Here is a 12327-nt window from a genome sequence, read left to right as displayed (position 1 = left end):
GGCATCAGGCGGCTTCCTTACGCGTACGACGCGGCTGCGCGGCAGGCGCCGCAGCCTCCTGGGCGACAACTCGATCACGGCCCAGCGCACGCAGCCCGACACGCAGCACTCGATCCAGCAGGTAGGCGATGGCGAAACAAACCGGCACCATGGCGGCCAGCACCACGGCGAACTGGGGAACGAAGGGCAGGCCGGCCACCCATAGTTCGACGCCGTCCCACCATCCTGCAATCGCATGCACGACACCACCCTAGGCCGAAAGCCTGAGGGTGGACGATTCGGGCCGACAGGACAGAAGATGGTGACTATGGAGTCCTATGACGAACCGGAGTCATATGCCCGCCCGCTGAGTAGCGGTGCGAGCGATATCGAGTCCGAGACGCTCGGCCCGCCCCGGGATGCGCTCGACCGGCCCGACGCCCAGCTTTCGGATGGCTATGTTCCGGCCGCCATCGGCGAGGCGCACTACTCGAACTTCCCGCCGATCGACGATTACGCATTCCTCTCCGACTGCGAAACCAACTGCCTCATCGCCCGCAACGGGTCGGTGGAGTGGATGTGCATACCGCGCCCCGACTCCCCCAGCATTTTCGGCGCCGCACTCGATCGCAGCGCCGGGCACTTCCGCATCGGCCCCTACGGCCGCAATGTGCCCGCCGCACGGCGGTATCTGCCCGGCGGGCTGATCGTCGAGACCACCTGGCAGACCGAGACCGGCTGGATCATCGTGCGCGATGCGCTGGTCATGGGGCCCTGGCACAACAATCGGTCGCGCAGCCGCAGCCACAAGCGCACCCCGATGGATTGGGATGCCGAGCACATGCTGCTGCGCACGGTGCGGTGCGTGAACGGGGTCGTCGAACTGGAGATGAGCTGCGAACCGGCCTTCGACTACCACCAGCAGGCGGCCAATTGGGAGTACAGCGGTGATGTGTACGAACAGGCCTCGGCCACCTGCGATATCGAGAGCTGCCCGACGCTGACCATCACCACCGATCTGCGCCTCGGGCTGGAGGGCCGGGAGGCTCGGGCCCGCACCCGCATGCGGGAGGGCGATCAGGTATTCGTGGCACTGTCCTGGTCGGATCTGCCGCCCCCCAAGACATTCGAGGCCGCCGCGGACAAGATGTGGCAGACCACGGAGGCGTGGCGACAGTGGATCACCCTGGGGCGCTTCCCCGATCATCCGTGGCGCGGATACCTGCAGCGCAGTGCGCTCACCCTGAAGGGGCTCACCTACGCGCCGACCGGCGCGCTGCTGGCCGCGGCCACCACCTCGTTCCCGGAAACACCTGGGGGGGAACGCAATTGGGACTACCGCTACACCTGGGTGCGTGACTCCAGCTTCGCACTGTGGGGCCTGTACACCCTCGGGCTGGATCGGGAGGCCGACGACTTCTTCGCCTTCCTGCACGATGTCGCCACCGACGGGAACGGCAGAGCTCTTCCGCTGCAGGTGCTTTACGGCATCGGCGGGGAACGCGAGATCACCGAGACCGAACTCCCGCACCTGTCCGGCTATGACGGTGCGCAACCGGTGCGCATCGGCAACGGCGCATACAACCAGGACCAGCACGATATCTGGGGCACGATTCTGGATTCCGTTTACCTGCATGTGAAGTCGCGTCAGCAGGTGCCGGAGACGCTGTGGCCCATGCTGGAACGCCAGGTGCAGGCGGCCATCGAGAACTGGCGCAATCCCGATCGCGGCATCTGGGAGGTACGCGGCGAGCCACAGCATTTCACCTCGTCCAAGGTGATGTGCTGGGTCGCGCTGGATCGCGGCGCGAAACTGGCCGAACTGCACAGCGAATACGACTACGCCAAGAAGTGGCACGATATCGCCGACGAGATCCGCCAGGACATCCTCGACAACGGCGTCAATGCCGAAGGCGTGTTCACCCAGACCTATGGCAGCGAAAGCCTGGACGCCTCATTGCTTCTGGTGCCGCTGCTGCGCTTCCTGCCGCCCGACGACCACCGGGTGCGCGCCACCGTGCTCGCCATTGCCGACCGGCTCACCGAGAACGGTCTCGTCCTGCGCTATCGCACCGAGACCACCGACGACGGTCTCATCGGCGCGGAGGGCTCCTTCACCATCTGCTCGTTCTGGCTGGTATCGGCGCTCGTCGAAATCGGCGAACTGCAACGCGCACAGCAACTCTGCCAACGCCTACTCGGCTACGCCAGTCCGCTCAAGCTCTACGCCGAGGAGATCGACACCCGGACCGGCCGGCACCTCGGCAACTTCCCACAGGCCTTCACCCACCTGGCTCTGATCAATGCGGTCATGCACGTGATCCGTGCCGAGGAATCACACAGCTCCGGCCAGTTCCACCCGGCCCACCCCGGGCGGTAAACAATTCTCCTGCAACGGATTTCAGAGCTAACCCACCACTAAGAGCTGGGGTAGCTCTGGCCGTCGCGGCCTGCGTACCCCGTCATCCCGGCGCGCTTTTGGCCGGGATCTACCACCGCCCAGTGGGTTCCGGCCAAAAGCATGCCGGAATGACCGGGGCAGGCGATCAGTACGTGGAATTGCCGCCGCGGGCATCGGCACGTTCGCGAAGATCGCGCAGGCGGACGAGGGCGGCTTCGATTTCGGTGAGACGCTGCTCGCGGCGCTGGCCGGAGTGCACGGCGGCGGCCTCCTCGGCGGCGCGCAACGAGGCATCCACCGAACGCAGTGTCTCATTGGCGATATCGGTGAAATGGTCGCGGAGATTGCGCTGCACGGCCCGCAGGCGATAGCGGGATTCCTTGCTCACCTGGAAGATCACATCGTCCATGAGACGGGATACGGCGACCTTGGCCTCCGACTGACGGCGCTGGCGGCGGTTCTTGCGGTCGTCCCACAGGGCGTTCACGCCGAGCAGCACACCCGCACCGGCCGAATACCAGTTGACCAGGGACATGCCCAGCAGGCTGGTGGCCAGGCCGACCATCAGAATGCCGCCGTAGGACCCGCGCAGCGTATTCAGCGCCGTTTGCGCCACCGCCGATTTCGCACTGTCCAGCCTGTCGAGCGAGGTCACCGGCTCCAATACCGCACCCACCTCACCCGGATTGTCCAGGCGCAGTTCAGGTGTCGGAATACCGCGGTCCGGGAACTTCGCGGCCACCTGCTCGGCCAGCTCGACCGAGCGGTAGTGCGCGATGACGAAGTTCTCCTCCACCGCCTCACAGATCTTGGCATCGAGATCGGCGCCGAAATCGTGCCAGCGCCGCACCGGATCGCGCTTCATGATGTCGGCCTCGGCATCACGAATCAGGCTGCGCAGGCGGTGCCGCAGATCGTGTTCGGTATCGGCCATCAGCTCACCCGCACCGTCGGCGAGGGTGACCTGCCAGTTGGCGCTGCGCTGCCGCAGCTGCTCGGCCTCCTCGCGGGTGCGCCGCAACTGCTCGGTGATGACGCCGTAGCGGCGCGGATCGCGCAGCGTCTCGGCCTCGGTCCGCAGGGCCAGCGCCAGATGGTCGGTAATCAGCCCGATATCGCGCACCGCCGCCTCGGCGGCCACCCCGTCGGCATTGCCGAGCACATAGCTGCGCAGATGGTCGAGTAGTTGCGGCACACCGGATTCCAGATCCAGCTGCTGATCACCCGTAGCGACGGCCTGCTCGTGCAGTCGCGCCGACGCGGGCGCGACGGCGAAGGCCAGTCCGGCCGCATCCAGCAGCCGCCGATCGTGCTGCTGCACCTCCGGCCACTGCGGCGACTGATCGATCTTGTTGAGCACGCAGACCACCGTCGGGCACACCTGCTGAATGCGCTGCAGCTGCCCGATCTGCCCACTGGTGAACGGATTGGCCGCGTCCGCGACGTAGAGCACCGCATCCGCGACCGCGAGCAGCGACCACGTAGCCGGGGTGTCGGCGGGCGAGCCGGGCGCGTCCAGCACCACAAAACCCTCCGCCAGCAGCGGGCTGGGCTCGGTGAATTCGGCCCGGATCACGCCTTCGGCATCCATTGCCGACACCGCGGTCGACGGTTCCACAGGCAGACGTTCGGCACTGCCGCCCGGCCCCACCCGCACCAGCGTGGCGGTGGACTGCGGCCCGTACTCGGCGATCACCGGCACGCTGACGGCATTCTCGGTGGCGCTGACCGTCGTCCCGATCAAGCTGTTGACGAGCGTGCTCATCCCGCTCTTGGACTCACCCACCACAACCAGGCGCACCCGGGGATCGGAGAGCCGGGCGCGCGCGATCCCGAGACGGCCGGCGAGATCAGCGCGACCTGCGGCGTGGATGGGCTCCAGCAGCTCGTCGAGCAGCCCGAGCAGCGGGCCCATCGCATCCGGATTCTTCACTACGACAAGGTGTTCGGCGCCGCTCACAGCAGCGCGTGATCGAACGGGCCGTGTACCTGGTAGTGGGTGTCGGCGAAGGAGGTATCGGTCGGCATGAGCCCGGTCGTGAGCCCACCGTCATGCATCAGGAAGACCGAGTGCAGCGCGGAATCATCCGCGATCGGCATCACGTGCAGACTCGAATCGATCGGATCTCCAGCGGGTTTCGCCGGGTGGGGTACATCCGGCACATGCGGCTGGGTGGTCGGCGGCTGCACCGCACCAGGCATGACCGGCACCGGCGGATCCACCGAAATACTGGGCTGGCCACCGTGTGTCGGCAGATCCGGCTGCGTGGTCGGCACGGTCGGCTGCGACGGATGGGTGACCGGCGGCTGATGCGTCGGCGCCGAATCGGTATCGCTCGGCACGGTCACCGGCGGAACATCGCCGTGCGTGTCGTTGTCGCCGGACGGATTGTGCGGCCGAGTAGTGGTGTCCGAGTCCGGGTCCGGAGTGACCGGGGCGACGGTCACCGGCGGGTTCGACGTCGTCGGCACGGTAGGAACCGTGGTGATCACCGGCACCTTGGTCACCGGATCGATCGCAGGCAGCTTGGTGATCGACGGGATCGTGGGCGCCGTGGTGAGCACCGGCACCGGCTTCACGGGCACGCTGATCTGCGGCACCGACCCACCGGGTGCGGAGGTCAGCGGCACCGGCTGAGCGATCACGCTCACCGGATGCTCGGAGTCACCGTGCACACCCGAGGCGAGCAGCACCGGACCGGCATGGTTGAACAGCCCCGGGGCATTCGCCGCGGAGGCGGTCAAGGGCGACTGGCCGGGCGTGGTCAGGAGATTCGCGATCGGATGCGTCGCGGCATCCGGCTGAATCGTGGTCTGCAGCGGTGTGGTGACCACCGGCTGCGCGACGGCCACCGGGAGTGTGAAGGCGGGCGCGGGCGCGACGGGCACGATCGGGGCGATGGCCATCGGGGCGACCGCGGCGGGCATCGGAGCCGCCGGGGCCGGCACCGCGGGGGCGAAAGCGGGAGCGCTCGGGGCGCTGTATGCAGGAGCGGCGGTGGGAGCGCCGACAGCGCCGACTCCGGGAGCACCGGCAGCGCCGACGCCGGGAGAACCGGCAGCGCCCAGGCCGGGAGAACCGGCAGTGCCGACCGGAGAACCGGGCAGTCCACTCGTCGGCCCCGCTCCGGCAACGGCCTGCGAATTAGCCTGCTGGCCTGCGGGATTCGTGGCCGAGTTCGGGCTGCCGGTCAGCCCTGCGGCGGAGGTGAACGGGTTGTTCGGGTCGACGGGCGTACCCGGCAGACCGGCGGGGATATGCGAAATCCCCTGTCCCATATCCTGCGTGAACTGATCGAGCTGGTGGCCGACATTGCCGACCGCGACATCTACCTTCAGATCCGATTCGAACTGCACACCGTCGAGTCCGAGGTGCATATTGACGGCCCAGTCGGTGCTGACGTACACGCCAACGGGCCCATTGCCGATACCGTCGAAAATGCCGCCGTGCGAACCCTCTCCGAAGCCTTCGCCGCTATCGTGTCCGAAGCCTTCGCCACTACCGTGCGGACCGAAGCCACCGCCGGGCTGGCCGAAACCGCCGCCGGGCGTCCCGGGTAGGTGCAGTCCGTCGAAACCGTGCGTGGCGTCACCACTCAGCCCGGGTAGGTGCAGTCCGTCGAAGTCCGGTAGGTGGAAGCCGCCCGGAATCTGGAACTGCTGATCATCGAGGGGCACACCGGGTTGGGTCCCGAACGGCAGGCCCGGGGATTGTCCGTCGGTGGGTAGCTCGAAACCGGACTGCGGCTGGTAATCGTGGGTGGACGGCAGCGCGAAGCTGGCCGGCAGGTCCGTATCGGGCAGGCCCATACCGTGGAAGCCCGCCATGGTCGGATCCGGCAGGGAGCTGGCGTCGAAGTGCGTCGGCAGCAACCCGGCGTCGGTGCCGAACTGCTGCTCCGGAGCCGCGACCGGCGCGATGCCGCCGTAGCCGCCGTGTACGGGCGGCATTCGATCGAGGGTCAGATCCGGGAAGGTGAGAGTCGGGCTGGGCACATTCGGCTGCGGATCATCGACCTGCGACCAGCCCACATTGCGGCTGTCGTGATCGATCGCCGGGGTGGGGCCACCCCCGCGCGTGCCCGCCGATGCGATGAGAGCTCCGCCCGTGACATATGCGCCCGCCCTCGCCACACGCGCGACCCCGTCGGCAATCCGATACGCGGTGTCGCCCGCGTCATCGCCGCCCACACCTGGTGCGTCGTCGAAGGGCAGGTCACGCGTCATACAAGCTCCACTCTCAAGGATCGGCGGTCCGCAACTGGCGGACCGCCGCTCTCAACTCGTTTCACACCCTATTTCCGTATAACCGGTCTGTCACATCCACCAGGTAAGAGGCGGTGTGCACAGCGGTGCGACACATAGCTTGTCATCCGGCATATCAGGACGGAAGCCCCAGATTTTGTGTGTATCGGGCCGGACTACTGATTTCGTGCGGGCCGGGTAACTCGTCGGGTACGTCCAAAATCGGGGTTGGCACTCGACCGCCGGCACGCGTCCACGACCGGTCCACGGCTCTCTGCTGTGCGCTGAAGGTTCGGGGAGGCGGGGGAGAGCACTGTGCCCCGCTGCCGATAGGGCAGCGGGGCACGAGAACTGGAGCGTCCGAACTACTTCTTGCTCTTGCTGTCCGACGGCGAATCGGTGGACAGCGCCGCCACGAAGGCTTCCTGCGGGACCTCGACGCGGCCGATGGTCTTCATCCGCTTCTTGCCTTCCTTCTGCTTCTCCAGCAGCTTGCGCTTACGGCTGATGTCACCGCCGTAGCACTTGGCGAGCACGTCCTTGCGGATGGCGCGAATGTTCTCGCGGGAGATGACCTTCGAGCCGATGGCCGCCTGGATCGGCACCTCGAACTGCTGACGCGGAATGAGCTCGCGCAGCTTGCCGGTCATCTTGTGGCCGTACGCCTGGGAAGAGTCCCTGTGCATGATGGCAGAGAACGCGTCTACCGCCTCACCCTGCAGCAGGATGTCGACCTTGACCAGATCGGCCGCCTGCTCGCCGACCTCCTCGTAATCGAGGGACGCATAGCCGCGTGTGCGCGACTTCAGTGAGTCGAAGAAGTCGAAGATGATCTCCGCCATCGGCAGCGTGTACCGCATTTCGACGCGGGTCTCGGAGAGGTAGTCCATGCCGAGCAGCTCACCGCGACGGTTCTGGCACAACTCCATGATCGTGCCGATGAATTCGCTGGGCGCGATGACAGTGCATTTGGTGATCGGCTCGAAAATCTGGCGGACCTTACCTTCGGGCCAGTACGAGGGGTTGGTGACAACCTGTTCGGAGCCGTCCTCCATCACCACCCGATAGATCACATTCGGCGCGGTGGAGATCAATTCGAGGTTGAATTCGCGCTCCAGGCGCTCCCGGGTGATCTCCATGTGCAGCAGTCCGAGGAAGCCGCAGCGGAAGCCGAAGCCAAGCGCCACAGAGGTTTCCGGCTCATAGGTGAGCGCGGCATCGTTGAGCTGCAACTTGTCCAGGGCATCACGCAGGTCCGGGTAGTCGGAGCCGTCCATCGGGTACAGGCCCGAGTAGACCATCGGCCGCGGTTCGCGGTAACCGGTGAGCGCTTCGGCGGCGCCGTCACGCATGGTCGTGACGGTGTCACCGACCTTGGACTGACGCACATCTTTCACGCCGGTGATGAGATAACCGACCTCGCCGACGCCCAGGCCCACGGTGGGCTTCGGCTCGGGCGAGACGATGCCGATCTCCAGCAGCTCGTGGGTGGCGCCGGTGGACATCATCTTGATCTTCTGGCGCGGGGTCAGCCTGCCGTCCACCACACGCACATACGTGATGACACCGCGGTAGGTGTCGTAGACCGAGTCGAAAATCAGGGCGCGAGCGGGCGCGTCGTCCTTGCCGACCGGCGCCGGAATCTCCGCGATGACCTTGTTCAGCAGCTCGGCCACGCCGACACCGGTCTTACCGGAGACGCGCAGCACGTCATCGGGATCGCAACCGACGATGTGCGCGATCTCGGCGGCATAGCGATCCGGGTCCGCGGCAGGCAGGTCGATCTTGTTCAGCACCGGGATGACCGTGAGGTCCTTGTCCATGGCCAGATACAGATTGGCGAGCGTCTGCGCCTCGATGCCCTGTGCGGCGTCGACCAGCAGAATCGCACCCTCACAGGCCTCCAGCGCACGCGACACCTCGTAGGTGAAGTCCACGTGACCAGGCGTGTCGATGAGGTGCAGGACGTACTCCTGACCATCGACCTCCCACGGCAGGCGCACGTTCTGGGCCTTGATGGTGATACCGCGTTCCCGCTCGATATCCATCCGGTCCAGATACTGGGCGCGCATCTGCCGCGGATCGACCACCCCGGTGAGCTGCAGCATGCGGTCGGCCAGGGTCGATTTCCCGTGGTCGATGTGCGCGATGATGCAGAAGTTCCTGATCCGGGCGGGATCGGTGAACGTCGTATCGGCGAAACTGCTAATCGGAGTCACTCCTCGGCATGGCGAAACAGCGGCATGTCAACCCCGAAGTCTACGGTGCGCGCAGGACCGGTCTCGCCAGTGGAGCACCCGGGCGGTGAACCGCGGCTCGGCGCAGGCGAATCCGGCCCGGATGAGAAACCGGACATCCGCCACTAGGCTGCCGAGATGGCCGGCAGGTGGAACGCTCTGGGGAAGCAGTTGGGAATCGTGGCAAAAGAGCAAAGCTCGCATCTCGTCAAGAAGCAGGCGCCCAAATTGATCGAGCGGATGCAGAACTCCTCGGTGTGGGGCCGAGCCCTGCGCGCGGTGGCGCCGCGGCCCGCGCCACCGGTCTCGGTGCGGCCGACGTCCTCCGCAGGGGTGCCGTCAGGGGAACGCGCGCGGCTGATCGTCTACAGCCCGCAATTGGACGGTCGCGCCGATCCGGGCGAAATCGTCTGGACCTGGGTGCCCTACGAGGAAGACCCCAGCAATGGCAAGGACCGGCCGGTGCTGGTCGTGGGCCGCGAGCGCGACACGCTGCTCGGGCTCATGCTCTCCTCCAACGAGGAGCACGAGCACCACCACAATTGGGTCGGCATCGGCCCCGGCGCCTGGGACCATGCGGGCCGGCCGAGCTGGGTGCGCCTCGATCGGGTGCTCGATGTGCCCGAGGGCGGCATCCGCCGGGAGGGAGCCATCGTGCCGCGCAAGATCTTCGACCTGGTCGCACACCGCCTGTGCGCCGAATACCACTGGCACTGAAACGCGTGCCCCGTTCCGCAGGGAACGGGGCACGGGAATCGCGAAAGAGGCGTCAGCTGGCCATATTCCGTGAGCGGCCGTACATCAGGCCGTAAACGAGTGCGCCGAGCACACCGCCCACGAGCGGGAAGACAATAAATACCCACAGCTGAGCCGGAGCCCCGTCCTGGAAGAAGGCGACCGCGAGGCTGCGCGCCGGGTTCACCGAGGTGTTGTCCACCGGGATCGAAATCAGGTGGATGACCGCGAGGGTGATGCCGATCGACACACCCGCCTGCGGGACATCCGAGAGCTGATCGGTGGAGGCCAGCACCACAAACACCAGCAGCGCGGTCAGCAGCACTTCGACCGTGATGGCGGCCGCCAGCCCGTACCCGTTGGTGGTGACGCCTGCGAGCTCCACCTTCGAAGGGCTGTGCGCACCCCAGCCATTGGCGCCGAGGCCGTTCGCGGCACGGTCATACGAGGGCAGGTTCTTCGCAATCGCGTATACGACCGCGCCGCCCAGCAGGCCGCCGACGACCTGCGCCAGCATGTAGGCGCCCGCCGCCACTGCCGAAAGCCGGCCCAGCAGCAATTGCCCCACCGTCACTGCCGGATTCACGTGACAGCCGGAGATCGGTCCGATGGCGTACACCAGAAACATCAGTGTGAAGCCGAAGGCCAGCGCCACACCCAGCGCACCCACTCGTTCCCCGGCGAGCACCGCGGTGCCCACACCGCCGAGGACCAGCACGAAGGTACCGAGCGTCTCGGCGAACAGCTTCCTGCCCAGCGGTACCGGATGATGTTCGACCCGTTCTTCTCTGACTTCCTGCGCTGTGGGAGACATCAGCCACCTTCCCGATAGACCCGCCGATTGCGGGAGAGCACCTGTGTTCTGCTGATTCACGCACTATGCGAGCCGAGTGATCTCCACTATCACCTCGAGATCGGTCGAGCCACTCCCGCTGAAGATACCTTTCAGGGGCGGCACATCCGCGTAATCACGCCCGACACCGACTGATACGTGTTGCTCCGTGACGGGGATATTGTTGGTCGGGTCGTAGCCCCACCACTGCCCCGTCCAGGCCTCCACCCAGGCGTGCATCTGCCCGGCGACGGTATTCCCCACTTCGGCCGCGGGATCGGGATGGAAATAGCCGGAGACGTATCGGCTGGGAATTCCCATGGTCCGCAACAGCAGCAGGGTCAGGTGCGCGTAGTCCTGACACACCCCCTGCCTTTCGGCGAAGGCCTGCACGGCCGAGGTGTGCACGGAGGTGCTCCCGGCCAGGTAGTGCATTTCCCGATGCACCCATTCCGCCGCTCGCACAACGGCTTTGGCGGGCGGAACCCCGCGCGCGAGCTGCCGCGCTATCGGCGACAACCGGCGCTCGCGTGGGACATACTCTGTGGGCGAGAGCAATTCGTCGAATCGGTCGACGATATCGTCACCGCGCAGCTCCTCCCAGGACAGCTCCTCGGCGGGGCCCGCGAACGGCTCGGTCTCGACCACGGAGGCGCTGGTGATCTCCAATTCGCTGTGCGGAGCGTGCAGATCGAAGGCGGTCACCGCGGTGCCCCAGTAGTCGACATAGCGGAAGGAACGGGTCGAGGGCACGGTCTCTACCCGGTTCAGGATGACGTTCTGCCGACTGTCCGCGCGCGGGGTGAGCCGCGCCTCGTTGAACGAGCGGGAGACCGGCGCGTCGTACACGTAACCGGTGGTGTGCACCACTCGCATGCGCCAGCTCATATCGTCTCCTCCACCAGTACGCCATTGCGGCCGTGCAGACCGGTCCAGGCCACCCAGGTTTCGGCGTGAAAGTACTGCTGCGCCACCGCTTCCCCGACTTCCCGGCAGGTCTCCTGCAACCAGAGCAGGCGGCCCTGCAGGTCCTCGAGCAGTACAGCGGCCGGGAGGAACTCCAGTTCGCTGCGGGCGCGGCCGAGTAGTCGATGCGCCTCCTGCCGGGCCGCGAATCGACTGTTGGGACGCTGATCCAGTTCCTGCAGACAGGTTTCGGCGACCCGCAGGGAATGGAATACCGAACGCGGGAAAAGCCGGTCCAGCAGGATGAATTCGGCGATTTGGTTGGCGTCGAGCACGCCGCGTTGGGTACGCAGATACGGATCGTGCGCACCGGCAGACCGCAGCACGGTCACCCAGGCGGGAGAGGAAGTGCGATCTCCGGCACGCGAAAGCAGCAGGCGCACAGTCATATCGACGCGTTCGATGGAGCGGCCCAGCAGTAGGAAGCGGTAGCCGTCGTCGCGGCTCAGCGTCGAATCGGAGAGTCCGGCGAACATGGCGGCACGATCGGTGATGTAGTGGCAGAACTCATGCGGGCCGAGCGCCCGCGCGGCTCGTTCAGCCGCGGCCAGGCCGTTATAGGTGGAATTGAGACATTCCCACATTTCGGTCGAGGCGACTTCTCTTGCACCCCGGGCATTCTCGCGGGCCCGGCTGACGGAATCGACAATGGAGCCGTCATGCTCCCGGCCGAAGGCGACCAGCTCGGTCACCGACCACACATCGAGTTCCTCTTCGGGAGTTTCGATCCCGAGTACCCGCAACAGCACCCGGGATGTTCGATCCGGATCGACCGTCGCCTCCTCGAGCAATTGATGCACCGCGACATCCAGGATGCGCGCCGTATACTCGGCGCGTTCGACGTAACGACCGATCCAGAAGAGAGATTCGGCATTGCGCGCCAACATAATTCGACCGCCTAACGTATTACTTCACCTACCCAGCAGCGCCGT

General features: G+C 66.2%; 9 protein-coding genes. 2 read left to right on the top strand and 7 right to left on the bottom strand.

What is annotated here, in order from left to right; all coding sequences use genetic code 11:
* Positions 1–4 precede the first annotated feature (4 nt).
* A complete protein-coding gene (locus tag JWN03_RS41215; RefSeq protein ID WP_297627499.1) occupies positions 5–241 on the bottom strand; it encodes a hypothetical protein in 237 nt (78 codons plus the stop codon).
* A 66-nt stretch (positions 242–307) separates the two neighbouring features.
* Here JWN03_RS41215 and JWN03_RS41210 point away from each other — a divergent pair, with 66 nt between their 5' ends.
* Positions 308–2359 carry a glycoside hydrolase family 15 protein gene (locus JWN03_RS41210; protein WP_441343160.1) on the top strand — a complete coding sequence of 684 codons (2052 nt, stop codon included), beginning with the start codon at positions 308–310 and terminating at the stop codon, positions 2357–2359.
* A gap of 166 nt (positions 2360–2525) precedes the next feature.
* Here the strand turns inward: JWN03_RS41210 and JWN03_RS41205 are convergent, their stop codons facing one another.
* From JWN03_RS41205 to lepA, 3 genes are all read right to left on the bottom strand, one after another.
* On the bottom strand, positions 2526–4313 hold the full coding sequence (locus JWN03_RS41205; protein ID WP_297627494.1) for a hypothetical protein: 1788 nt from the start codon (positions 4311–4313) through the stop codon (positions 2526–2528).
* A gap of 23 nt (positions 4314–4336) precedes the next feature.
* On the bottom strand, positions 4337–6607 hold the full coding sequence (locus JWN03_RS41200) for a hypothetical protein (protein WP_297627491.1): 2271 nt from the start codon (positions 6605–6607) through the stop codon (positions 4337–4339).
* A 383-nt stretch (positions 6608–6990) separates the two neighbouring features.
* Complete coding sequence (lepA, locus tag JWN03_RS41195) at positions 6991–8844, bottom strand: translation elongation factor 4 (RefSeq protein WP_297627488.1); 1854 nt, start codon at positions 8842–8844, stop codon at positions 6991–6993.
* A 156-nt stretch (positions 8845–9000) separates the two neighbouring features.
* On the opposite strand from lepA, the gene JWN03_RS41190 reads away from it, so the two are divergent.
* The gene (locus JWN03_RS41190; RefSeq protein ID WP_297627485.1) at positions 9001–9579 is read left to right on the top strand and encodes a type II toxin-antitoxin system PemK/MazF family toxin; all 579 of its coding nucleotides are present in this window, start codon (positions 9001–9003) and stop codon (positions 9577–9579) included.
* 52 nt (positions 9580–9631) lie between these two features.
* On the opposite strand, the gene JWN03_RS41185 is transcribed toward JWN03_RS41190, so the two are convergent.
* The 3 genes from JWN03_RS41185 to JWN03_RS41175 all read right to left on the bottom strand — a co-directional run bounded on the left by JWN03_RS41185 (position 9632) and on the right by JWN03_RS41175 (position 12282).
* Entirely contained in the window at positions 9632–10411 is a 780-nt protein-coding gene (locus JWN03_RS41185; RefSeq protein WP_297627482.1) for an aquaporin, read from the bottom strand.
* A 63-nt stretch (positions 10412–10474) separates the two neighbouring features.
* Positions 10475–11317, bottom strand: coding sequence for a transglutaminase family protein (locus JWN03_RS41180; RefSeq protein ID WP_297627480.1), 843 nt, complete (start codon positions 11315–11317; stop codon positions 10475–10477).
* Positions 11314–12282 (bottom strand): alpha-E domain-containing protein, encoded by a 969-nt coding sequence (locus JWN03_RS41175; RefSeq protein WP_297627478.1) that lies wholly within the window; start codon positions 12280–12282, stop codon positions 11314–11316. Before JWN03_RS41175 ends, JWN03_RS41180 begins: the two co-directional genes overlap by 4 nt.
* Between the last annotated feature and the right edge of the window lie 45 nt (positions 12283–12327).

This window comes from Nocardia sp. (genome assembly GCF_025465275.1).
Taxonomy (GTDB): Bacteria; Actinomycetota; Actinomycetes; order Mycobacteriales; family Mycobacteriaceae; genus Nocardia.
The sequence above is the reverse complement of the archived record's forward strand: the minus strand, read 5'-3'. Positions and strand labels throughout refer to the sequence as shown.